25 protein-coding genes are annotated in these 24,137 nt (G+C 45.9%); 24 read left to right on the plus strand and 1 reads right to left on the minus strand.

What is annotated here, in order from left to right; genetic code table 11:
• Positions 1-9: 9 nt before the first annotated feature.
• Positions 10-777 carry a prolipoprotein diacylglyceryl transferase gene (gene lgt, locus DESPCE1_RS0107780; protein ID WP_014793494.1) on the plus strand — a complete coding sequence of 256 codons (768 nt, stop codon included), beginning with the start codon at positions 10-12 and terminating at the stop codon, positions 775-777.
• A 136-nt stretch (positions 778-913) separates the two neighbouring features.
• The gene (locus DESPCE1_RS0107785; protein ID WP_014793495.1) at positions 914-1,621 is read left to right on the plus strand and encodes a cytochrome c biogenesis CcdA family protein; all 708 of its coding nucleotides are present in this window, start codon (positions 914-916) and stop codon (positions 1,619-1,621) included.
• 82 nt (positions 1,622-1,703) lie between these two features.
• Here DESPCE1_RS0107785 and DESPCE1_RS0107790 read toward each other — a convergent pair whose 3' ends face one another.
• A complete protein-coding gene (locus DESPCE1_RS0107790; RefSeq protein WP_014793496.1) occupies positions 1,704-2,045 on the minus strand; it encodes a DUF2680 domain-containing protein in 342 nt (113 codons plus the stop codon).
• 207 nt (positions 2,046-2,252) lie between these two features.
• Between DESPCE1_RS0107790 and DESPCE1_RS0107795 the strand changes: the two genes are divergently transcribed.
• The 22 genes from DESPCE1_RS0107795 to DESPCE1_RS0107910 all read left to right on the plus strand — a co-directional run bounded on the left by DESPCE1_RS0107795 (position 2,253) and on the right by DESPCE1_RS0107910 (position 24,137).
• Positions 2,253-3,005 carry a helix-turn-helix domain-containing protein gene (locus tag DESPCE1_RS0107795; RefSeq protein ID WP_019850077.1) on the plus strand — a complete coding sequence of 251 codons (753 nt, stop codon included), beginning with the start codon at positions 2,253-2,255 and terminating at the stop codon, positions 3,003-3,005.
• Between the two features lie 47 nt (positions 3,006-3,052).
• Positions 3,053-3,757, plus strand: a complete 705-nt coding sequence (locus DESPCE1_RS0107800) for a transglutaminase family protein (RefSeq protein ID WP_019850078.1) — start codon at positions 3,053-3,055, stop codon at positions 3,755-3,757.
• 95 nt (positions 3,758-3,852) lie between these two features.
• A protein-coding gene (locus DESPCE1_RS22440; protein WP_085938402.1) for an IS3 family transposase occupies positions 3,853-5,213 on the plus strand; the annotation gives its coding sequence in 2 pieces (ribosomal slippage) (positions 3,853-4,309 and positions 4,309-5,213; 1,362 coding nt in all).
• A 171-nt stretch (positions 5,214-5,384) separates the two neighbouring features.
• Complete coding sequence (locus DESPCE1_RS0107815; RefSeq protein WP_019850079.1) at positions 5,385-5,975, plus strand: TetR/AcrR family transcriptional regulator; 591 nt, start codon at positions 5,385-5,387, stop codon at positions 5,973-5,975.
• The gene (locus DESPCE1_RS0107820) at positions 5,972-6,826 is read left to right on the plus strand and encodes an ABC transporter ATP-binding protein (RefSeq protein ID WP_014793500.1); all 855 of its coding nucleotides are present in this window, start codon (positions 5,972-5,974) and stop codon (positions 6,824-6,826) included. Before DESPCE1_RS0107815 ends, DESPCE1_RS0107820 begins: the two co-directional genes overlap by 4 nt.
• Positions 6,823-7,527 carry a hypothetical protein gene (locus tag DESPCE1_RS0107825; protein ID WP_019850080.1) on the plus strand — a complete coding sequence of 235 codons (705 nt, stop codon included), beginning with the start codon at positions 6,823-6,825 and terminating at the stop codon, positions 7,525-7,527. Before DESPCE1_RS0107820 ends, DESPCE1_RS0107825 begins: the two co-directional genes overlap by 4 nt.
• On the plus strand, positions 7,524-8,231 hold the full coding sequence (locus tag DESPCE1_RS0107830; protein WP_019850081.1) for a hypothetical protein: 708 nt from the start codon (positions 7,524-7,526) through the stop codon (positions 8,229-8,231). Before DESPCE1_RS0107825 ends, DESPCE1_RS0107830 begins: the two co-directional genes overlap by 4 nt.
• A gap of 161 nt (positions 8,232-8,392) precedes the next feature.
• On the plus strand, positions 8,393-9,538 hold the full coding sequence (locus DESPCE1_RS0107835) for a hypothetical protein (protein WP_019850082.1): 1,146 nt from the start codon (positions 8,393-8,395) through the stop codon (positions 9,536-9,538).
• Between the two features lie 175 nt (positions 9,539-9,713).
• Positions 9,714-10,262 (plus strand): DUF2680 domain-containing protein, encoded by a 549-nt coding sequence (locus DESPCE1_RS0107840; RefSeq protein WP_019850083.1) that lies wholly within the window; start codon positions 9,714-9,716, stop codon positions 10,260-10,262.
• 198 nt (positions 10,263-10,460) lie between these two features.
• On the plus strand, positions 10,461-11,678 hold the full coding sequence (locus DESPCE1_RS0107845; RefSeq protein WP_019850084.1) for an iron-containing alcohol dehydrogenase: 1,218 nt from the start codon (positions 10,461-10,463) through the stop codon (positions 11,676-11,678).
• Complete coding sequence (locus DESPCE1_RS0107850; RefSeq protein WP_019850085.1) at positions 11,675-13,045, plus strand: aldehyde dehydrogenase; 1,371 nt, start codon at positions 11,675-11,677, stop codon at positions 13,043-13,045. Before DESPCE1_RS0107845 ends, DESPCE1_RS0107850 begins: the two co-directional genes overlap by 4 nt.
• Positions 13,046-13,120: 75 nt before the next feature.
• Complete coding sequence (locus tag DESPCE1_RS0107855; protein ID WP_019850086.1) at positions 13,121-13,303, plus strand: FaeA/PapI family transcriptional regulator; 183 nt, start codon at positions 13,121-13,123, stop codon at positions 13,301-13,303.
• A gap of 203 nt (positions 13,304-13,506) precedes the next feature.
• Entirely contained in the window at positions 13,507-13,941 is a 435-nt protein-coding gene (locus DESPCE1_RS0107860; protein WP_019850087.1) for a MarR family winged helix-turn-helix transcriptional regulator, read from the plus strand.
• A gap of 35 nt (positions 13,942-13,976) precedes the next feature.
• Complete coding sequence (locus DESPCE1_RS0107865; RefSeq protein ID WP_019850088.1) at positions 13,977-15,710, plus strand: ABC transporter ATP-binding protein; 1,734 nt, start codon at positions 13,977-13,979, stop codon at positions 15,708-15,710.
• Complete coding sequence (locus DESPCE1_RS0107870) at positions 15,707-17,602, plus strand: ABC transporter ATP-binding protein (protein WP_019850089.1); 1,896 nt, start codon at positions 15,707-15,709, stop codon at positions 17,600-17,602. Before DESPCE1_RS0107865 ends, DESPCE1_RS0107870 begins: the two co-directional genes overlap by 4 nt.
• A 34-nt stretch (positions 17,603-17,636) precedes the next feature.
• Positions 17,637-19,190: an efflux RND transporter periplasmic adaptor subunit gene (locus tag DESPCE1_RS0107875; RefSeq protein ID WP_019850090.1), complete on the plus strand. Its 1,554-nt coding sequence runs from the start codon at positions 17,637-17,639 to the stop codon at positions 19,188-19,190.
• Between the two features lie 160 nt (positions 19,191-19,350).
• The gene (locus tag DESPCE1_RS0107880) at positions 19,351-19,797 is read left to right on the plus strand and encodes a MarR family winged helix-turn-helix transcriptional regulator (protein ID WP_019850091.1); all 447 of its coding nucleotides are present in this window, start codon (positions 19,351-19,353) and stop codon (positions 19,795-19,797) included.
• 509 nt (positions 19,798-20,306) lie between these two features.
• A complete protein-coding gene (locus DESPCE1_RS0107885; RefSeq protein ID WP_014793513.1) occupies positions 20,307-20,930 on the plus strand; it encodes a TetR/AcrR family transcriptional regulator in 624 nt (207 codons plus the stop codon).
• 1 nt (position 20,931) lies between these two features.
• Positions 20,932-22,179 carry a cation:proton antiporter gene (locus DESPCE1_RS0107890; protein ID WP_019850092.1) on the plus strand — a complete coding sequence of 416 codons (1,248 nt, stop codon included), beginning with the start codon at positions 20,932-20,934 and terminating at the stop codon, positions 22,177-22,179.
• Between the two features lie 348 nt (positions 22,180-22,527).
• Positions 22,528-22,890: a PadR family transcriptional regulator gene (locus DESPCE1_RS0107900; RefSeq protein WP_019850094.1), complete on the plus strand. Its 363-nt coding sequence runs from the start codon at positions 22,528-22,530 to the stop codon at positions 22,888-22,890.
• On the plus strand, positions 22,853-23,509 hold the full coding sequence (locus tag DESPCE1_RS0107905; protein ID WP_019850095.1) for a hypothetical protein: 657 nt from the start codon (positions 22,853-22,855) through the stop codon (positions 23,507-23,509). Before DESPCE1_RS0107900 ends, DESPCE1_RS0107905 begins: the two co-directional genes overlap by 38 nt.
• Before the next feature lie 106 nt (positions 23,510-23,615).
• A complete protein-coding gene (locus tag DESPCE1_RS0107910) occupies positions 23,616-24,137 on the plus strand; it encodes a cysteine hydrolase family protein (protein WP_019850096.1) in 522 nt (173 codons plus the stop codon).

Below are 24,137 nucleotides of genomic sequence, written 5' to 3' on the forward strand. Positions count from 1 at the left end.
AGGTTGAATATGGCGCCGATTTTATTTACGATGGGGAATTTTTCGCTCCGCTCCTATGGAGTTATTGTCGTTTTCGCAATCCTATTCGGTTTGGCAGTTGCTTATCTTCTTACATCAGATAAGGACTACAGGGACTATTTATTCGATGTGCTTATTTATGGGATCATCGGTGCCATAATCGGGGCCCGCTCCTGGCAGGTCTTTTTTTATGAATGGGATTATTATTCGCAAAACTTAGCAGAGATTCCTATGATTTGGCATGGGGGATTGGCGATTCAAGGAGCCCTGGCAGGTGCTTTCTTTGCCGCAGTCATTTATGCAAAGGTTAAGAAGATTAACTTTTGGCGTTTAGCAGATAGTGCGGCACCAGGATTAATCCTGGGTCAGGCCATCGGGCGGATAGCCTGTTTTCTCAATGGAGATGCCTATGGAACGCCTACCGGATCGAATTTTGGAATCGTTTATCCTGAAGGGACACCCGCCTACGCAGCGTATGGGAGTCAGCCTCTTTGGCCGGCAGAAGTATGGGAAGGACAATGGGATGTTATTGTTTTTGTCATACTTCTCATCCTTACTCGTTGGCGGAAATGGCCTCAAGGCATTATTTTCCTGGCCTACATTATTCTTTATTCGATTGGCCGGTTTGCGCTGGAGTTCCTCCGCGGGGACAGCCCCTATCATTGGCTTAATTGGACCTCGGGCCAATGGACCAGTGTGGGGATGATGATCATAAGTCTTGGAGCTGTTTTGTTTTTGAGAAACAAGTGCCATGCTTAGAACTTAAAGGAAGAAGCTAAGAATACTTGAATATGGTTATTCCCAAGGCTTAAGAATCTCTCCAAGTAAATTCAGTTCTTTAACCCCTCTCTTGGACATAAAAATACCTTAGAAGGTCGAGAGAGGGGGGGGAAGAATGGATTCGTTGGTTCACTCTTTAATGCTTGGTATGGAAAACGGATCTTGGTGGTTCATGGCTTCGATGTTTGTGGGAGGAATTGTTTTATCCATTAATCCCTGCATGGGGGCAATGGTTCCCTTGGTATTAGGCGGGTCACGTCAAGAAGGGTATAGCCGGGTTGTACAATTTATATTAGGGTTTGCCTTAACCCTTATGCTGATCGGTGCCCTGGCTGCACGAGTGGGGATACTTTTCCGTTTGCCAGGTATGTACTGGACGATATTCTTAGGTGCTTTATATCTTGTCGCAGGGGCGATCATGCTGGGCTTCAGGTTTCCGGTCAAGGTCTCGGGGTTTTATGTTACCCAGAGAAGAGGCCCCTCCCGACCTATTTTCCCAAAAGGCTTGAGTCCCTGGATGCTGGGAAGTTTTTTCGCCTTAGCTCCTTCCCCCTGTACCACACCGGTTATCCTTATGATCAGCGGCACGGCGATGGCCAGCGGCCAGATTATTTACTCTGCCTTAGGCTTAGGAGCTTTTGGACTGGGGCATAGTCTCCTGTTAGCCATGGCCTTTCTCCCCGGGGTAAGAGGACTATTTAAAATGAACAGGTGGACCCGACAGCTGCGCCCGGTTATAGGCATTCTCTTGATTCTGCTCTCAGGCTATATTCTGGTGACACAACCTGGATTTGAACATTCAGTATCAGGGCATCAACATTAAAAATACTGCAGGAACAACTGAACAGATTAAAAAAATGGCTGCTGCCTTGGTTAGGCTGCAGCCATTTTTAGAGGGTGATGTATTAAAGGTTGTAGTTAGTAGAGCTAAGGCCTTGATTCATCATATTAGAACCGTAGCCTCCGCAATGTTGGCCATAAAAGCCTCCCAGATCCCCGTTATCAATGGCCTGATTGCGATAAGTTTGGTCTTGGTCGATGAATTTTTTGGCGGATTCAGCTTCTTCTTTAGTGATCGCACCGGCTTCTGCTTGTTTTTCCACGATTTGTTTTTGTAAACTAAACATTTGGCTGTAAAGGTCTTTAAGTTCACCGGCTTTAGATAAGTCTGTTTGAGCAAAAGCTGTTGTGGCTCCGCCGATCAAAAGGGCTATGGTGAGGAGTCCTAAGGCGATTTTCTTTTTCATCTATCTATCCCTCCAATAAGTGTGTATCCAATACTTTGGATTGTCTTAACACCTATTAGCTTAGCCTAAAGTTATGAAAAGCTTGGGAAGATGATTTGAAGATCCTGTGAATTTAGAGGGTTTTATTTCACAGTGCCTTGCCCTGTGAGCAAATGCCTATCATTAAGTATGAGGGGAGTAGTATAATAGAAACAAGTTGGTGATAGCATGAATTACATTATCAAGCACGGTAGAAACTTTGCGGCCATTTCAGATCGAGTAGAAGCGGATTCCCATAAACATTGGCTGCTGCAAATGTTTCTCTCCAGCAAACAAGAACTGGATATTAAAGTCAAGGGAGAGCTTATCCCTTGCAAGGCCCTGCTGGTCAATATGGATACAGAGCATGCCTTCAACACAGAGGGTGAGGTCCATTTTACGATGCTGATTGATCCGACAACAGAACTGGGCCGGGCGATAAGGCACCTGTTAAAGGAACAGCCTTTTTATGTCTTGCCCCAGGCAGATACGGCCCTTATGCAGCAGGCTTTTGGCAAAGCCCTTGCCCAGAAGGACCCTGGTTCCCTATTGTCCTTTGTGCAGAATATGATCTCTTATTTTGCCTCTCATGATAGCATAAGTTTCGATGATCGGATCATGAACGTTTTGAATCTCTTGGATCGCTGTGTGGATGAAGACGAGTATCATCAGCTGAAGTATTTTTCTAAGGAAACTCATCTTTCCGAAAGTCGTTTGGCCCATCTGTTCAAAGATGAAACGGGGATTCCTTTAAAAAGTTATCTCGTTCTGCATAAATTGCAGCGAGCCTACGAGTCGATCTTTGACAGTGAAACTATAACGGCAGCGGCCCTTAAAGCCGGATTCGACAGTCCGTCCCATCTGGCCTATACCAATAAAATGATGACGGGAATGTCTGCGACGAACATCATAAAAGATAGCGAGTTTTTGAAAGTTTTCTGACGAGTAGTGCGGTAATGTGTAATCAAACGGTTAAGGAGGATTGCACAATGACTCAATACTTGCAAGAAACAGATATGCTGGATTTCCGTCATAGTTCTATTCAGAAATTGATTGAAGAAAAACAATGGGCAAATGAAGAGCGCTTTCATAAGATCCTGAATATCTACAATTTTGTCCGGGACGAAATCGCCTTTGGCTATAATAGGGATGACACTATTGCGGCATCCGAGGTTCTGAGGGATGGCTATGGCCAGTGCAATACAAAAGGAACGCTCTTTATGGCCCTTCTGAGAGCAGTTGGAATACCTTGCAGGATTCATGGCTTTTCGATTGATAAGCAATTGCAGAAAGGGGCCATGACAGGTCTGATTTACAAACTTGCTCCCCAAAGCATTATCCATAGCTGGGTTGAAATCCAATACGAGGGGCAGTGGTATAACTTAGAGGGATTCATTCTGGATAAGGACTATTTGAAAAAGCTACAGAAAAAGTTCTCTGAGAATGAAGGCGGTTTTTGCGGGTATGGTGCCGCTACCGACAACTTACAAAACCCGCAAATCGAGTGGAATGCCAATGACACTTACATTCAAAAAGAAGGGATTAACCAGGATTTTGGGGTATTTGATTCCCCGGATGAATTCTTTGCCATCCATCAGCAGCAGTTATCACCGCTGAGAAAGTGGGTTTATCAAAATGTCGGGCGTAAACTTATGAATCGCAATGTCGAAAAAATTCGCTCTCACTCAGGATGAGGAGCATAATCATGACGCTTATTCCTTAAAACGCCCCTCAGTGAACTGCACCCCAATTGTTAGACATCCACTAACAGTTGGAGGTGCTTTTCTTTATGGCCAAATTTACAGTTGAAGAGAAATTAAAAGCTGTAAAACGCTATTTATATGGTAAAGAAAGTCAACGAGAAATCTCAGCATCTATCGGGGTGCATAATTCCAATCTTCAGACATGGATTAAACAGTATCAATTTCATGGAGAAAAAGCTTTTGAAAAGAACTATACATCGTATACTTTAGAATATAAACTAGACGTACTTAACTATATGAACAAACAAGGGACGTCTATCAAACAAACGGCTGCAATCTTTAACATCCCTGCACCTTCCACGATATTAAAATGGAAGCGACAACTAGAAACGCAGGGATTAGACGCCCTTGAACTAAAGAAAAAGGGGCGTCCACCCATGAAAAAAAGAAATAATAATATAGAAAAAAATGAGACTCCGGCCGAAGGATCAATAAAGGCATTACAGCTGGAAAATGAACGTTTACGTATGGAGAACGCCTATCTAAAAAAGTTGAATGCCTTAGTTCAAAACAAGAAAAAATCACCAAACAAGACAAAGTTCAAGTAGTCTATGAATTAAGGCAAGAATTTTCGGTGAAAGCACTTCTCCAGCTTGCGGATATTGCGCGTAGCACATATTATTATTGGGTCAAAAATCTGGATCGTTCTAATCCAGATGCAGAACTGAAAGTATTGATTCAAACAATTTATGACGATCATGAAGGCCGTTATGGGTACCGTCGAATTAAAGATGAATTAGAGAACCAAGGACAAAAGGTCAATCATAAAAAAATTCAACGTATCATGAATGAATTAGGCTTAAAATGCCTTGTTCGTATGAAGAAATATCGCTCGTACAAAGGGACAGTGGGTAAGATTGCACCTAATATTTTAGAACGCAACTTTAATGCTGAAAGGCCAAATGAGAAATGGGTTACGGATATAACGGAGTTTAAATTATTTGGAGATAAATTATATTTGTCCCCGATGCTGGATCTATTTAATGGTGAAGTTATTACTTATACAATCGGTTCGAGGCCAGTCTATACCCTCGTTTCTACGATGCTAGATCAAGCATTTGAACGGTTAACGGATAGGAACGGGCTCTTGATTCACTCTGATCAAGGGTGGCACTATCAAATGAAGCAATATAGCCATGCCCTTCAAGAACGTGGTATTACACAGAGTATGTCTCGTAAAGGCAACTGCTACGATAACGCTATTATTGAAAATTTCTTTGGTATTATGAAATCGGAACTTCTTTATTTAAAAGAGTTTAAAAGTGTTGAACACTTTAAGCAAGAACTTGCTAACTATATAGATTACTACAACAACAAACGAATTAAGTCAAAATTAAAAGGCATGAGTCCGGTACAATACCGAACTCATGCCCAACAGGTTGCCTAATAATAAACCTGTCTAACTTTATGGGGTCACTTCATCAGGGGGCGTTTTTTCGTGTGTGAGAAGAAGTGGGCCGGAAGCCTTATAAAATATATTGACTTCTAAATAGTATTGACATACAATCTATATGACTAAAATTGATTTTTGGTCATATAGATTGTATGAGGTGAAAAGATGCCTAGATTTTCCGATGCAGAAAAAGAAATTATCAAAGGGAAACTTTTGGCGGAAGGAGAAAGGTTGTTTGTTTCTTATGGGGTGAAGAAAGTAACTGTCGATGATTTGGTCCAGGCGGCTGGGATTGCCAAAGGTTCCTTTTATGCTTTCTACACCAATAAGGAACATTTATATATGGATATTATTGAACAATGCCAGATGAAGCTATGGCAAGAACTGGATGACTTTTTGGAGAACCATAATGATCTGAAGCCGAAAGAGCTGACGAAGCAGTCCTTTTGCCAGATGCTCAATGGGGTAAAAGACTATCCGATACTGGTTAAAACGGATTCTTCTGTCATTAGTTATTTGCAGCGTAAGCTGCCCCAGGATGTGCTGGCCGCCCATGTGTTTGAGGACAGCAAAGCACTAGCCAAATTACAGGAATACGGGGTCCTGTTTGCTTATGAACTTCCTGTTGTCGCTAAGGCGCTTCAGGCCTTATATGTGGCCATTGCCTATCTACAGCAAGAAGGATCTGACCATGATGGTGTCATAAACTTGATGCTGGATAGCCTGATTGAACAGATTGTGAGGGACAATCCATGATTAAAGTTGAAAGTGCGTTCTATAAGTATCCAGGCGCACAACGGGATGTTATTCAGGATGTCGGCTTCGAGGTGAAGAAGGGAGAAATTTTTGGCTTTCTCGGGCCGTCAGGTGCCGGGAAAAGCACATTGCAAAAAATCCTGACAGGAGTATTGAGAGACTATAAAGGCAGGGTTCATGTCTTAGGCACGGAAATGAAACACCGTAAAAGTTCATTTTATGAAACGATTGGCGTGGATTTTGAATTCCCCAATTTCTACGGTAAATTTACAGCACTGGAAAATCTGCAGTATTTTGCTTCCCTTTACCATAAAAAAACACTGGATCCGATGAAGTTATTGGAGCAGGTGGGGCTGCAACATGACGCCAATAAAAGAGTATCCAGCTATTCGAAAGGGATGAAGATGCGCCTGGGTTTTGTGCGATGCCTGCTGCACAATCCCCAGCTGCTTTTTTTGGATGAACCCACCAGCGGACTTGATCCTTCAAATGCCAGAATCTTAAAAGATATGATGCTGGAGCAGAAAAAAGCGGGAAAAACAATGATTCTTACGACCCATAACATGCATGATGCAGGGGAGTTGTGCGATCGCGTAGCGTTTATTGTGGACGGTAAAATTAAAGCACTGAATACGCCACAGGCTTTTCAGGTTAGTCGCGGCACTACGGAGGTATGTTATTCCTATAGAAGGGATGGCCGTACGGTAGACAGGCGGAGCACCCTAACCCAACTGAGCAAAGATGATGAGTTTGTTAAGGCATTGCAAAGCGGCTCACTTCTAAGCATCCACTCAAAAGAGCGGACCTTGGAGGAGGTTTTTATATCTTTGACCGGGAGGCAATTGCAATGAGGCTTTTAATGGCGACAGCTAATGATATACGCTATCAGGCAAAATACGGTTTTTACTTCCTGTATGCATTTATTACTGTAGTGTATAGTGCCATTCTGTATTTTTTGCCCGATCAACACAAGTCAATTGGCGCCTCTCTCATTCTGCTGACCGATCCTGCAACCCTGGGCTTCTTCTTTGTCGGGGGCATTTGGTTGTTGGAAAAAGATGAAGGGATACACAGGTTTTATGGCGCTTCGCCATTAAAGCCTATTGAATATCTTTTGGCCAAAGCGTTATCTTTGGCGATGATCTCTACCTTGTCCGCTTTTTTTATTGTTCGTTTCAGCAACCCTGGTTCCGCAGACTATCCTTTGCTGCTTGTCAGCATCTTCGCGGGCTCCTGTATTTTTACTCTGTTGGGCCTGACGATGGCCACCTATTCAAACTCGGTAAACAGCTATATGGTCAGGGGGATTCCTGTGGGAATGGTATTGATACTCCCGCCAATGTTAGTAGCTTTTCATATCAGCCATCCGGCTTTGGAAATTCTACCGGGTACGATCCTCTGGCAGTTGATTGATCTTTCGATTAAGGGTCAAGTTGAACCTGGAAGTATAGTGCTCTTATTTGGACTGATGATTTGGCTGGGAATTTCCACTTTTATTGCCTTGCTTCGTGTCCCATCAGCACTGCAATCGGAAGGGGGCGGAAAGAAATGAAACAAACCTTTAAGTTATTTCAAATCGGCTTGCGGCAAATAACTTATGATGGCATGCTTTTAGTCCTGCTGGCCGCTCCCTTCTTATTTGGCTTGATGGTCAAGATGGGCCTTCCCAATGCAGATGCCTGGCTATATCAGCATTGGGCCTTTTCTATAAAGCCATGGTATTCTTTAGCCGATGGAATGATGATGACCTTAACTTCGATGCTGTTATCTATGGTTAGTGCCTTTCTACTGCTTGAAGAAAGGGATGAAGGAACCGGGGCTTATTATCAAATAACTCCTCTAGAGGGATATTCTTATCTTGTGGCGAGGATAGGTTTGCCTATGGTGTGGTCTTTTCTTTGTATGATGATAGTGACCATGCTTTTCGGCATAGCCAATCTCACCTTTTTACAGATCATTGCCGCCGGGTTGATCAGTACATTAACAGGAGCTGCGCTGGCTATGATGGTCGTATCCTTAGCCGGCAACCGGGTCGAGGGATTGGCGATATCCAAACTGGCCACTCTCAATGTTCTGGGATTATTGATGGCTTGGTTTGTCCCTATGCCCTATCAATACCTAGGGGCTTTTTTGCCTGGTTATTGGATTGGGGAAATAGTACAGCAAGGGGTAAATTGGTCTTCCTTTCTGGCAGGATTCATGATGTGTATCGCATGGATAATTGCTTTTACTCGGAAATTTTTACGGAAAATCTAAATTCTCTCCCAACCCTTGTGTACCTGGCTGGAATGGGGCTGAAGGGCAATCCGGAATGAAATTGGAATAAGCAGGAATATAATAAAAGACTGGAGAATCATTGTAAAAATCAAGAAGATTGGCCGGGATAGATAATGAAGTAAAAAGCGGGGGAGGTACACATGAAACAAATCTCATTGGATGATTTGAATAGGGCAGAACTGAACAATCAACCTGGGCGCACTGCTTTCATAAAAGAGTGGGGCAATTTTGAATTCGATTTCGGTCAAGAAGGTACTTCTAAGTTCTACATTGTGTGTGCAGTCATCGTGGAAGACTCAAATCTTTCCCAGTTGGAAGAATCCCTGGGAAAGATAGGCCTCACTGATGAGGACCAAGTGCGGGTCAGGACTTTAAATGAGATCATCCAGCTGGATTTTACTCTGATTCTTTTAATCGCTGATAAAGTTCGTTTCTTTCAGGATGTTCCTCTGACCAACTTTAAAGGATCGTTTGTCAAACATCTCTATGATCGACTCTATAAGAGCCTGTATCATGCCTATCCGACATTGCAGATTGCAGAAGATCAGACAGGGATTTCCGAATTTCTGGCCGGGTTTAAGGACTATGTCGGAAGGGAGTGGCCGGTACAGAATCTCTTTGACCAGTATGATTTTGACTTCGTGGCCGGCCCTGACCGCGGACCGTCTCAGTTAGCGGAATGGATCAGCGTAACGATCAGCAGGCAGCTCCAGGGAGAAAATACTTCGGATTATCTCAATATCCTCTATTGGAAAATCCTCAGCATTGAAAAGATTCCCGGTGACAATGCTGTGAATTTGAATCCTGCCGCCGATAATCGGAAGTTTAATCAGGATATTGCCGACCTGGCTTTCCGCAAGGCCAGAGCCTATATCCGGGAACACGAAAGAGATGAAGAGATCGAGAAGAGGCTGCAGGTCAGTTTTCTCAAGTATTTGATCTTTGAAGCTCAGTATGGCAATCCCTATAAATTCATCACTTCGAAGCAAATCTTGTCTATCCTGTCCAACTATGCAGATACCCGCATCAGCAAAGATTTCCTGTATCGGAAGATCGTCGCTCCCCTCAGGGACGCGCGGGTCGTTCTGGCCAGCAGCCCCCAAGGGTATAAACTGCCTATAAGCGTAGAAGATATTTCGGCCTACCTGCATCAAACCAACTCCATCATCGCGCCGATGCTGCACCGCATGGGGCTTTGCCGTGAGGTAATACGGCAGCAGACTGGAGGTAAGCTGGATGTATTGGCAGAGGATGAGTTCTTGAAGTATAAGAAATATTTTGATTAATACTGAGAACCCCCGAACGGGGAAGAGTTCCTTTGCTTTTTCAGCAAAGTTTCAGCAAGCCTTAAAGAGACTTTCAGGTTGCTTTAAGGATTCTCTCAGCTAAGAGGGTTATGCTGAAGGAGTAGTCTTGACCAAGGTGTACATAGAGGGTTAAGACGAAAAAGGAGGGAATTCAATGAATAAAAAATTTATTGTAGGAGTATTGAGTGCAGCACTCCTGACGGTCGGGGCAACGACTGTGCTCGGAGCGGACGGGGTCGACTCCGCCAAGCTGGCGGAAATCAAGAGTCTGACTCAGCAGATGTACGGGATTCAACAGCAGATTGTGGACAAAGAAGTGGAAGCCGGTCTCCTGACCCAGGAGCAGGCAGATCATCTGAAAGAATCTATCAGCCAGAAGCAACAGCGCAGTGAAGAGGCTCTGGACAATGGTAAAGTACTGGGACTGGGTCTGGAGAAGCACCGCGGTGTCGGAATGTTTAAAGCCGGTGAGCCGCTGACCGAAGAGCAGATCGCGGAGTGGCTGGAACAAGCCCAGACCCGTTTGCAGGCTCAGGAAGAAACCATGAAAAGTTCCGGAAAATTTACGGATGAGCAGATCACAGAATGGCTTGCCAAGGCTCAGGCCCGCCTGGATGAGCAAGCCGAGGCAATGAAGAACGGAACCTTTGCCCCTGGAGACAGGAGCTTTGGCAAAGGGATGCATGACAAAAACCAAATGTAAAAAATTCGCTCTAATTCGGGATGATGGGCATAATTATGCCGCTCATTCCCTGAAACGCCCCCCTGGGGGCGTTTTTTCTATGTAATCCTCCCTTAATTTACCAGGAAACTCAGCCCCCTAGGGAATTGGAATAAGCAGGAATATGATAAAAGCCTGGAGAATAATTGCAAAAACGCCCAATCAAAAGGAGCGAAAAGCATGTATGAATTCTATTGCCGCCTCTATCAGACCCTATTTCGCATGGCCGCCTATGCTCTCCCCTGGCGCCGGCCGGAACTTCTGCAGGGAGAGAACAGCCTACAAAAGCTGCCTGCTCTTATCAAGAAGAAGGGAGTCGAACGGGTCCTGGTTGTAACCGACAAAGGTCTTTCCGCATTGGGGCTGATGGAGGGATTTTTAAGCGGTTTAAGGGATGCGGGGATTGTTTTTTTTATCTATGACCGGACTGTCCCCAATCCCACGGTGGATAATATTGAGGAGGCCCTGGGGTTATACACATCGGAAGGATGCCAAGGGATTGTGGCTTTCGGCGGGGGATCGCCCTTGGATTGTGCCAAAGGGGTGGGGGCCCGTCTGGCCAGACCCCATAAAACAATGTCCCAGCTGCGGGGAACCCTGAAGATCAGAAAGGCAATACCGCCCCTCTTTGCCGTGCCGACTACTGCGGGGACGGGCAGTGAGACCACCCTTACTGCGGTGATCACGGACAGCGCAACCAAGGAAAAGTATCCGGTCAACGACCTGGCCCTGATTCCCCATGTGGCCGTACTGGATCCGGTGCTGACCCTTAAACTGCCGCCATCCCTCACAGCCACTACAGGGATGGATGCCCTCTGCCATGCCGTTGAAGCTTATATCGGCCGGAGCAACACCCGGAAAACGAAAGAATACAGCAAAAGGGCAACCGCCCTGATATTCGAAAATCTCTACAAAGCCTACGCCGACGGCACCGACCTGGAGGCCCGGGGCCGCATGCTCCAGGCTTCTCATGAAGCCGGGCTGGCTTTTACCCGGGCCTATGTGGGCAATATTCATGCCATTGCCCACGCCTTGGGTGCGTTGTACTCCATCCCCCATGGTCTGGCCAATGCCGTGCTGATGCCTTATGTTCTGGAATATTATGGTCCGGCTGCTCAGAGCTCCCTGGCGGAGCTGGCTGATTGGGCCGGTCTCGCGGCAGCAGGAGATAGTACAGCGGACAAGGCCGCTAAATTCATCGCGGCCATTCAAGAGCTGAACAGGGTAATGCAGATTCCCGATCATATAGAGGGAATCGCTGAACAGGATTTGGACGCCATCGCCGCAAGAGCCTATCGGGAAGCTAATCCTTTTTACCCTGTGCCTAAAATTTTGAGTAAAATGGAATTTATCAAGATTGTCCAAATGATCCGTAAGGAGGAGGGAGCAACGGAATGAAAGATACTGCACAGATTTTGGAGAAACAGCGTCTCTATTTCGCCGGTGGGGAGACGTTGAAACGCGACTTCCGGAAAAAACAGCTCTTGGTTTTACAAAAAGCCGTGCAGGAGAGTGAGACTGCCATCATGACGGCGCTGCAAAAGGATTTAAACAAATCTTCCTTCGAAGGGTATGCCACTGAAATCGGCATCGTTCTGGAGGAATTGCGGTTTATGCTGAAAAATCTGGACCGCTTCACCAGGCCCCGTAGAGTCAGAACGCCGCTGGCCCATTTCCTCTCCACCAGCACGGTTTACCAGGAACCTTACGGCGTTGTCCTGATCATGTCTCCCTGGAATTATCCCTTTCAACTGACCATGGCCCCCTTGATCGGGGCTATAGCGGCAGGGAACTGCGCTCTGGTGAAACCGTCGGCTTATTCCCCCCATACTTCCGCTGTGATCCAAAAGATCATTGGCGAGTGTTTTGACGAACGCTATGTGGCGGTAGTGGAAGGGGGGCGTGAGGTGAACCAGGCGCTGCTGGAGGAAAGATTCGACTATATCTTTTTTACCGGCAGTGTAGCCATCGGTAAACTCGTGATGGGGGCGGCGGCCCGGCATCTGACCCCGGTTACCCTGGAGCTGGGGGGCAAGAGCCCGTGCATTGTGGATGAAACGGCTCATCTGGCCCTGGCGGGCCGACGCATCGCCTGGGGAAAATATCTGAATGCCGGGCAAACCTGCGTGGCCCCGGACTATGTCCTGGTCCATAAAAGCAAAAAGGAAGCTTTGATCGAAGAAATCCGCAAAAGTATCCGGCAGTTCTATGGAGAAGAGCCCCATCACAACAGAGATTATCCCAAAATCATCAACGAGAAACATTTCGACCGTCTCCTTGGTCTTATGAACAGCGGGATCGTGGCAGCCGGCGGCCGCTTTAACAGGGAAACCCGCCAGATTGAACCCACTGTCCTGGACGCAGTCGCCTGGGACTCACCCGTGATGCAGGAGGAGATTTTCGGCCCTATTCTGCCGGTGCTGGAATTTGAAGAGGTATCCGAGGTCATCGGGCTGGTCAATGCCAGGCCGAAGCCTCTCGCCCTCTATCTCTTTACCACCTCGGCGGCTCACGAGGAGGAGGTTCTCAGCCGTATCTCTTTCGGGGGCGGTTGCATTAATGATACGGTGGTTCATTTGGCGACTTCCCATATGGCTTTCGGGGGCGTGGGGGAGAGCGGGATGGGCGGCTACCATGGGGAGGCCAGTATCCGGACCTTCTCCCACAGCAAAAGTATCCTGAAGAAAAGCAATCTCCTGGATGTTCCGCTGCGGTATCCGCCTTTTAAGAATCACCTGAGTTTGTTGAAGAAGATTATGAAATGAGCGGATTGGTCAATATAGTAGTAGTCAGATCAAGCGCAACAATCTCAAAAGACTGAAAAAACAGGAGGATTTACAATGGATAATTATGAAGCCGTTCTGAACTTTTTCGCCAAAGCCGGTCAGCCCGCCCGCACCGGAGATGTGGCGGAGGCCACCGGAATCGACAAAAAAGAGGTTGAAAAGATTATGAATACCCTCAAAAAAGAAGAGAAAATCGTTTCACCTAAAAGGTGCTTTTGGGAAATCAATAAAGCCTGAACAAAAATATCTCCTGCTTCTCGGTGAGTAAGCAGGAGATATTTATATAGGAAGAAGTCACTCAAGCATCATTCATGTAACCTAAAATTTACATATCTTAATCTGTTGACAAAAGAATATAAGAGAATTAAACTTTACTATGTCAATTGTTAAGCTAGTTAATCTTTAATATACTTACCGAATAACAAAAGAGAGGTAGAGAAATGCATAGTAGCAATGCTGAGAAAATCAATGAAATTATGGAGAAATTTCGTAGAAATAGGATCAATAAAAAAAAGACCGGTGAGATTCCGCGCAGTGAGCTCAATCTACTCAAGGTGATCAAAATGAACAGCATTGAAGATCAAGGGGCAACCATGTCATCTCTGAGTGATCATTTAGAAATCAGTAAATCGGCGGTATCACAGATGGTTAATCATCTGGAGGATGAAGGCTATATTGAGCGGCTGTTTACGAAGAATGACCGGAGACTTGTCTATGTTCGTCTGACTGTTGAGGGCGAGCAGTATATGGCACAAAGATACCAGAAATTCCTGCAGTCCATGACCGAGATCTTTAACCGCATGGGAGAAAAAGATACGGAAGAATTGCTTCGACTGTTAGAGAAGCTCTATGACATCGTCAATGATAAGGACTAAGACAAAAGATCTAACCATGGGGTGGAGGAGGCTACATGATTAAATTAGTTAAGTATTTAAAATCCTATTACGGATTTATTCTTGGTGCCATTGCCTTACTGTTTTTACAAGCCAACTGCGATTTGGCTTTACCGGATTATATGTCGGATATCGTCAATACCGGAGTCATGACAGGAAATACGAATTATATCCTGAAAACGGGGACGACCATGCTTCTGATCACTCTTTTAGGAACGGCCGCTTCCGTGACGGTGGGCTATTTTGCCTCGCTGACGGCGGCAGGGGTCGCCCGGGATTTGCGTTCGGGCGTTTTTAAGAAAGTCGAGCAGTTCACTCATGCTGAGTTCGATCACTTCTCCACGGCTTCCTTAATTACACGGACGACCAATGATATCACCCAATTGCAAACCGTGTTAGTCATGATGATCCGTCTGGTGTTTTATGCTCCGATTCTGGGAGTGGGCGGGGTCATCAAAGCCATTTCCAGCAGTCCCTCCATGTCCTGGATTATCGGGATTGCCGTTCTCTGTCTCATCGGGATTGTGGTCATCCTATTTATCGTGGTCATCCCTAAGTTTAAACTCATTCAATCCCTGATCGACCGCTTGAATTTGGTGGCTCGGGAAAACATCGAAGGCATGCTGGTGATCCGGGCCTTCAACACCCAAAAGTTCGAGGGTGCCCGCTTTGACAAAGCCAACCGGGATCTGCTGGAGACGAACCTTTTCGTCAACCGGGCTATGGCCCTGATGATGCCGGTCATGATGCTGATTATGAATCTGGTCACGGTGATCATCGTTTGGGTAGGGGCCAAACATGTCTCAGCTTTTCAAATGGGTATCGGCGACATGATGGCCTATATGCAATATGCCATGCAGATCATTATGGCCTTTTTAATGATGTCCATGATGTTTATTATGTTCCCCCGGGCAGCGGTGGCAGCAGATCGGATTGCCGAGGTTCTGGAGAAAGAGGAAAGCATTGCCGACCCTGAGGAACCGGTCTCTTTCCGGGAAGAGTTTCAGCCGACGATTGAATTCCGGAATGTGAACTTTGCTTATCCCGGAGGGGAAGATGCGGTTCTGCATAATATTAATTTTCTTGCCCCAGCAGGTCAGACCACAGCCATTATCGGCTCTACAGGCAGCGGTAAATCCACCCTGCTGAATCTGCTCATGCGCTTCTATGATGTAACTGCCGGTGAAATCCTGGTGGACGGCCAGGATATCCGCACTGTCACCCGGCGATCTCTGCGGGAAAAGATCGGTTATATTCCCCAAAAGAGTATGCTTTTCTCAGGTTCCATCCGCTCCAACCTATCCTATGGGGATAAAAAGGCCACCCAGGAGACCTTGGCCAAGGCAGCCGAGATTGCCCAGGCCACTGAATTTATCGCGGCCAAGGAAGAAGGTTATGACTCGGTCATCGCCCAGGGCGGCACCAATGTTTCCGGAGGCCAAAGGCAGCGTCTGTCCATTGCCAGAGCTTTGGTAAAAAATGCACCCATCTACCTTTTTGATGACAGCTTTTCCGCCCTTGATCTGAAGACCGATCGGAACCTGCGGGCGGCTTTGCAGCGGGAAACCGGGACCAGCACGATCCTTTTGGTAGCCCAGCGGGTCAGTACGATTATGAATGCCGAACAAATTATTGTCTTGGACAATGGCCGTATTGTGGGTAAAGGGACTCACAATGAACTCTTGCAAACATGCGAAGTCTATCAGGAAATCGCCTATTCGCAATTAAGTGAGGAGGAACTGGCGAGATGAGTGCTGCAGAAAAACAAACAGGTTCCGGGCCTGGTCGTCAGGGTCCGGGGGGAGGCAGAGGATTTTTTGGCGGTCCGCCCGGAGGGCCCGGCGGGCCTGGCGGGGGTGAGAAAGCCAGGGATTTTAATAAAACACTCCGCACCTTGACGGGATATTTAACTCCCCATAAGACAACGATTTCCATCGTGGTTTTCTTTGCCCTCTTCTCCACTGTATTCACGATTGTCGGACCAAAATTACTGGGTAAAGTCACCACGAAACTGGCGGAAGGGTTATTCGCCTGGTATAACCAGACGGGGCTTCTGACGGATTTCAATTATATCGGTAAAATTATCGGGGTCTTGGTGGTGCTTTATGTAATCTCCTCCATCTGCTCCTACGTGCAAGGGTACCTGATGTCCGGGGTGGCCATGGATGTCACTTACCGGCTGCGCAAAGAGATTTCGGAGAAAATGAGCCGAGTTCCTTTGAATTATTATGATACGAGAAACCATGGGGAGGTCCTGTCCAGGATCACCAATGATGTGGATCTGATCAACCAGACTCTCAATCAGAGTTTAAATCAAATCATCACTTCAGCGGCCAGCATCGTCGGTATTTTGATCATGATGCTGTCCATCAGCTGGATGATGACCGTGGCCGCATTGCTGGTTATCCCCTTATCCCTGGGGATTGTGGGCGTGGTGATTAAACGCTCTCAGCGCTTCTTCAGGGAACAGCAACACTCCCTGGGCGAGCTTAACGGCCATATTGAGGAAATGTACGGCGGCCACACTATTGTGCAGGCCTTCAATGGGGAAGCGGAGTCCGTGGCCTTTTTTGAACGGGTCAACGATCAACTCTATCATTCAGCCTGGAAATCCCAATTTGTCACCAGCATTATGATGCCGGTGATGAGTTTCGTAGGCAACCTGGGTTACGTGGTGGTCAGTATTCTCGGTGGCTACCTGGCGGTGAAACGGGTCGTGGACATCGGGGACATTCAAGCTTTCATTCAATATATGCGCTCCTTTACCCAGCCCATAGCCCAGCTCTCTTCCATCTCCAATACCCTGCAGTCCACAGCGGCAGCGGCGGAACGGGTTTTTGAATTTTTGGCGGAAGGGGAAGAAACTCCGGAAACAGCTCATCCGGTCACCTTGGATCAGTTCAGCGGCCATGTCCGTTTTGAGCATGTGAGTTTTGGCTACAGCAAGGATAAACAAATTATTCATGACTTCTCCGCGGACATCAAAGCCGGTCAGAGAGTCGCCATTGTCGGCCCCACCGGGGCTGGCAAGACCACGATCATGAAACTTTTAATGCGCTTCTATGAAATCGACGGTGGCAGAATCCTGATCAGTGATCATGACATTTATGACTTCAGCCGCCATGATCTGCGCTCCTTGTTTGGCATGGTGCTCCAGGATACCTGGCTCTATAATGCTTCGATTAAGGAAAATATTCGTTACGGTACCTTTGCAGCAACGGATGAAGAAGTCATGGAAGCAGCCAAGGCGGCCCATTGCGATGAGTTTATCCGCGCTTTGCCGGGGGGCTATGATATGGTTCTCAATGAAGAATCCAGCAATATCTCTCAGGGACAGAAGCAGTTGTTCACCATTGCCCGGGCCATCCTGGCCGACCCGAAGATTTTGATCTTAGACGAGGCCACCAGCTCTGTGGACACCCGAACGGAAATCTTGATTCAAAAAGCTATGGAAAACTTAATGCGCAACCGGACCAGCTTCGTGATTGCCCACAGGCTCTCCACGATCCGGGATGCGGACATGATTTTAGTATTAAAAGACGGCGATATCGTGGAACAAGGAAATCACGAGGAATTGTTAGCCCAGAATGGATTCTATGCCGATCTCTATCAGAGCCAGTTTGAAGAGGCCGAAGCAGTTTAAGATTCCCCTGGATTGAAAAAAGGAGGAGCATATCATGGGAGTGCAATTAAAGAGCGAAGAACAGCAACAGCTTAAAGAGAAGGTCAAGGGCAAAAAAAGCAGGAAAGGGATAGTTCTGGCCATCTTAACGGTTATCGTCCTGGTTGCCGGTTGTGCAGGGTTTTACTATTTTAATGAGAACAGCCGTTATTTCACCACGGATAATGCCAAAGTCACAGCGAAAATGTACACCATCACCCCCAACGCTTCAGGGGAGTTGCTGGAGTGGAAGGTAAAAGAGGGTGATCAGGTAGAGAAGAATCAAGTTCTCGGACGCCAGGCGGTTTTACCCTATATCACTTCACCGATTCAGGGCACGGTTATTAAAAACAACACCATTCAAGGGCAAGCCGTAACTCCTGCTTCACAGTTGGCGGTCATTACGGATACAGATAATCTCTACATTGGGGTTAATATCGAAGAAACAGATATCGTCAAGATTAAGGTGGGTCAACGGGTGGACGTAAAGCTGGACGCCTATCCGGGTGTAACCTTTCCTGGGATGGTTCAGGAGATAGACAGGGCTACCCAAACTTATTTCTCCGGCACCTCAAGCTTCAGTACCAGCGGTACCTATTCCAAGGTAACTCAGTTGATCCCTGTCAAAGTGGTTATTGAGAACAAGGACAATCTTCCTTTGACCTTTGGGATGAATGCCACGGTGAAAATTCACATTAAAGAAGAACCTGTGAACACTCCTGTAGGAGATCAAGGGGGCGAAACCTCTGACTCTCAGCAAGCCATCCATTACAGCAGTGTCATTGAAGCCGCAGATCAAATGGGGGTCATCCCCAATGTTAGCGGTAAAGTCAGCAAGATTAATGTAAGCATCGGCCAGCGTGTCGAAAAGGGAGATGTGTTATTCCAACTGGACAGCACGGATCTGGAGTTGCAGGTAAAGCAGGCCACCGCCAGCTATAACGCGGCAGTTACTTCCTATAATCATAATAAAGCTTCCTATGACAGCCAAGCCGCAATTACCCCAGCCCAGATTGCCTATAATGAAGCGATGGATAACTATACCCGCATCAAGGCACTCTATGATGGCGGAGCGGTATCAGAGGTAGAACTGAACAATGCCCAGGACAAAGTGGAGATCACCCATGCCCAACTGCAAACGGCTCAGAACTCAGCTAAAGGAGCTGTCGATGCAGCCGCCGCTCAAATGGCCAGCGCTCAGGCCGGATTGGACATTGCCCAAAAGAAATTGGACGACTGTATCGTCAGAGCGCCTATGGCTGGAGAAGTAGCGGCCAAAACCATTGAGGTGGGGATGATGGCTTCGCCCCAAGCAGCTGCCATGACCTTGATCGATACTCAAGAGGTAAAAGTGTCTATCAATGTGACCGAAACGAATATTTCTCAGATTAAAGTCGGCAGTGCAGCTGAGGTTAAAGTGCAGGCTATCAATGCCGCCGCCCAGGGTAAAGTGGTCAATATCGCTCCTGCCTCAGATGCTAAAACCGGCATGTTCCAAATCGAAATTCTGCTTGAGAATCCGGATAGCCTGCTTAAGGCGGGAATGATCTGTGATGTGGAACTAATGTAGGGTCTTTGCGGAGCGGTGAGCTCATCTTAAGCAAAAGGACCGTTGCAGCGAATTAGTGTTCGTTTGGCAACGGTCCGATGTTCTATTCCGGGATAAAAAAGGGTAATTTAAATTAAATATAGAAATAAAAGAAAAACAAAAGGAAAGGGCGGGAAAGTTCATGCAGGAAAGTAAGACAGTGAGACTGTTTGAGACTATCAAAAAATTCCGCAGGCTGAGCCTGAATTTCCGGGGAAGTGGGGAAATTCCTCACCGGGAAATTATGATGCTGAAGCTGATTAAGCATCACTCAGGCAAGGGAGGAATAACCATTTCAACCTTAAGTGAGCATTTTGAGATCAGCAAACCGGCGGTTTCGCAAATGATTAACGCCCTGGAAGACAAGAATTATGTGGAGCGGATTACTACTAAGAGTGACCGCCGCATGGTATATGTTCGTCTGACTGAGCTTGGGGAAGAAGCCTTAGCCGAAGCCTTTCATGAGATGCAGGGGAAGTTGGAGATTTATTTGGAGAAGATGGGGGAGCAGGATATGGAGACCTTGATCGCCCTCTTGGATAAACTCCATCGGATCATGAAGGAAGACATTCGTGAGGAAAAGGAATAGTGAAACCGGCTTAGTATCTATGGAGGATAAGATCACCTTCGTCGAATAGGGGCAAAAGCGTTATGAAAAATTGCCTTCCCTAGTTTGCATATTCCTGTGACGATAGGTATAATATAAGAAAAGGACTGACGTGCTTGCGACACGCCAGCCCTACAGGCTGTCTAACCGGAAAACGGTTAGCCCAATTTGTTGGTTATATAAGAAATAACCGCCGCTTTTGAGCAGGGGCGGTTATTTCTTTTTGGTCGTGACTAATACCATAAGCGTGGCAAATGCAATTGCAAATGTCAATGCTTCGTAAACCGTCATCATACCACCCCTTTCCTGAAAAGGAAGAGGCTAACCGTCCCAAGCAGCCTGTACCGTCTGTATAACACATTTTGCCAAATGCGAAAAAAGCGAGTCTTTTTCAGCCATACGAAGTTAATTGTTTTAAAAATATAGACTGCTCGGTCAAATTTTGTTATGATAATAATTGACCGAGCGGTCTATATTTTTGGAGGCTTTTCGTGAAAAGAGAAGAAAAAAACCTGAGGACAAGACAAAAAATTATGCAAGGCGCGTTAGCTGAGTTCGGTGAGAAAGGTTACGAACAGGCAGCGCTGAATGATATCTGCAAAAGACATAACCTTTCCAAAGGCATCATCTATCACTACTTTAAGAGCAAGGATGAGCTGTATCTTGGCTGTGTGGAGGAGTGCTTTGCGGCTTTGATCGTTTTTCTGAGGAAAATAGGGTGTGAGGACGGCGGAGAACTTGAAAAGGGGCTACAGAGCTACTTTGATGCAAGGCTTAGATTTTTCAGCCAAAACCCCTGCTATTTTAAGATCTTCTGTGATGTGATTACCAATCCTCCAGGTCATTTAAAAACAGCGATTGCTGAGATCAAAAAGGACTTTGACGAATTGAATGTGCGAATATTCACCAGAATTTTAAGCCGGACCACGCTAAGAAATGGCATCAGTCTGGAGGAAGCCGTAGAAAACCTTTGCCGGTTCCAAAATTATTTTAATTTGGAATATCAAAGGGCGCTTGAGGAATGTCCGGATATAAAAGCTCTGCCCAAACTTCACGAGGAAAACTGCAGAAAATTTGTGGACATATTATTTTACGGAATCATAGAGAGGGTATGAAATGATGACCACTATTTTGATGATCCTGCGCCTTTGGGCAGCAGTTGTCCTGGCTGTATTTGCGGGAAGGCTGGTTGCAAAAATCAAATTACCGTCCATATTGGGCTGGCTGATAGCCGGAATGGTTTTAGGTCCCTATGCCTTAGGACTCATCCATCAGCCGTTGCTTGATGCTGGCTGGTATAAAACGCTTATGCGTATTTTGGAATGTGGGATAGGTCTGATGATAGGTACCGAGCTTGTGTGGAAAACCATTAAAAAATCCGGTAAGCAGATTATTGTTACCACCCTTACCGAATCGATGGGTACTTTCGTGCTGGTCACACTTTCCTTTGGGGCTATTTTTTATTTGACCGATATTCCACTCTATCTAGCCTTTTTGTTTGGCAGCATTGCGCTTGCTACCGCACCGGCTCCCGCCCTGTCCATCATCCGTGAATTTAACACCAAGGGGCCTGTAACCAAAACCCTGATGCCGATGGCGGCACTGGATAACATTATGGCTGTGGTGATCTTTTTTTCGGCGGTGTCTGTGGTGTCCGCCAATGTAACGAGCGAAAAAATGCCGTTGTACTTTGTTGTTCTGACCCCGTTTCTGCCGCTCATCATCGGCGCCGCGGTGGGATTACCGGCAGGGCAGGTGCTGAAAAAACAGAAAAACCCCAGGCTAAGCCTTGCAACCCTTATTGGGTTCATTTTGGCAGCAGCAGGCATGGGGTTTATTTTTGTCAACTTGATTTTTCCGGGAATGATGCTTAACTTTATGCTGATCGGCATAGCTTTTTCGACTGTATTTGCCAACAGTGTTTCAGAAGAGAAGCTGAAAGAGCTTATGGTATTATTTTATCCAATTTTGGGTGTTTCCATGATTGCTGTTATGCTCAATCTCGGCACCCCCCTTGACTATCATCTGATTTCAGGAGCAGGAGTTTTTACGGCTGTCTATATCTTAACAAGGACACTGGGCAAATACTTTGGGGCTTATTGGGGTGCGACAGTGACCAAGGCGCCGGAGACCGTCAAGAAATATTTGGGCCTTACTTTACTGCCCCATTCCGGAGTTTCGCTTGTCTTTACGGGTATCGTCGTTTCTACGCTGACCGTGCCTGCTCCGCAAGAAGCAAAGATCATTCAGGGCACGATAGCGGCTGCCGCCATAATCAATGAGATTATCGCTGTTTTGATGGCCAAGAAGGGCTTTGAGCTGGCTGGAGAGATGGAGTCGAAAAAGGACATATTGCAACTATAATCACATATGTTCAATTATAGGCAAGAGCGTATAATTTGATAAATACTGTGGCTGTGGAAAACTCTGAGAGGCGGGAGAAAAGGTGTTGAAGGCAGCCGTGCAGATCATGAAGATTTACAATGCATTGAAGGAGGACTTAGACCTCTCCAAAGAGAATAAGCATGCCCAGTTGTAACCGGCATCGCCTTAACAGCGGTGTCGGTTTTGTTTCAGCCGAATTTATCATAGAGCTGAGTTTGACAGCTAAAAAACTGGAACCCTTTTGTATCAAGCCGATTGACAGAACAAGTAACTTGCGATACAATATAGCAGTAATATGTATTGCAAGATACCTGAGGAGGACTAATTATGATTCCTTCACAAATGCTTAAGGGAATGTTAGAAGGATGTATCCTGGAAGTCATACGCAAAAAGGAAACCTATGCTTATGAGATTTCGGAGCAATTAGAGAAATATGGATTTGGAACCATATCAGAAGGAACTATCTATCCGATTATTTTACGTTTACAGAAAAGCGAGATGATCGAAGCAACCCTACGGGATTCCAAGAGTGGGCCGCCACGGAAATACTATCATTTGACGGAAAAAGGGGTTGCTGCTCTGGCCCAGTTTAAGGAAAATTGGCAAGAGCTTGAGTCTGCTATAAATCAACTATTTATGGAGGTGGAGGAAGTTGAAGAAGGCCACGAAGGAATCATTGAAGAAAAATAACCTACGGGAAAAAGAGATTTTTAAGGAAAACCAAGAAGTTTATACAAATATGATTGTTTACATTAGAAGTTCTAATATGACCGAATATAATCAGGAAGTTGTAAGAGAAGATATTATCAATATGATATTAGATGGTCAGCAGCGGGGGGATACTATTCAAAAGATAATGGGAGGTAATTATAAGGAGGTATGTGATGAAATCATCGCTGCCATGCCGAGGAAAACCCCAAAAGAAAGAATAATGGACTTTGTAGCCATTATTCTTAGTGCCTTGTGGGTCTTAGGGGTCATAGCTCTAGTGGAAAATCTAATTACTGATTTATTGGCGGAGCCTAAAAGTTTTAGGTTTATATTGACGGTAGGAGATAGTATTAATGCAGCAATCATTGTTTTGGCAGCAATTGCAATTTACTATTATGTTTCTAAGACCGCCTTTAAGACGATGAAGGGAAAGAGGGTAATCTCATTTTTGAAGCTTTGGTTAGTTTCCTTTGTTGTCATTGGTCTGTTAATCTTATGCAAAGTATATTTTACAACAGCTGTTCTAGAGATTCCTTTAACTCTGGCGGCAATCATTGTTTTGGCTATTTTTCTTATTAAGAGAATAGTGGATAGATAAATCTTATCATTATTACACAAGCCATCCTGAAACACGTTATAATTGGGGGAGGCTGTATCAAGAGACTGCCTTTTGCGAAAAAGTAATGAGTAGGGAGGAGTTAAGAATGAAGGTTCTAATAGTCATTGATATGCAGAATGATTTTATTGACGGAGCACTTGGTACGAAGGAAGCTGTAAAAATTGTTGATACTGTAAAAAGGAAGATTGACAGTTATCTCGCTGCTGGTGACAAGGTCATTTATACACAAGATACCCATACTGAGGCCTACCTTCAGACACAAGAAGGACAAAAGCTGCCCGTAGAGCATTGTATAAAAGGGACGCCCGGCTGGGAGATTTCCCAAAAGGTGTATGTGAGCGGATGTCAGGTGATTGAAAAGCCTTCTTTCGGTTCAATAGAGCTTGCTGAATTGATTACAGGGATGAAGGAAATACAGTCTATCGAGCTGATCGGCCTTTGTACGGATATCTGTATTATTTCCAATGCAATGATTTTGAAGGCAAAAATGCCGGAGATTCCGATTGTGGTTGATTCATCCTGTTGTGCAGGTGCGACTCCGGAAGGGCATCAAAACGCCCTATATGCCATGAAGATTTGTCAGATTGAGGTGATAGATGGGGGTTAG

It is taken from the genome of Desulfitobacterium sp. PCE1 (assembly GCF_000384015.1).
In the GTDB taxonomy this organism is placed as follows: domain Bacteria; phylum Bacillota; class Desulfitobacteriia; order Desulfitobacteriales; family Desulfitobacteriaceae; genus Desulfitobacterium; species Desulfitobacterium dehalogenans.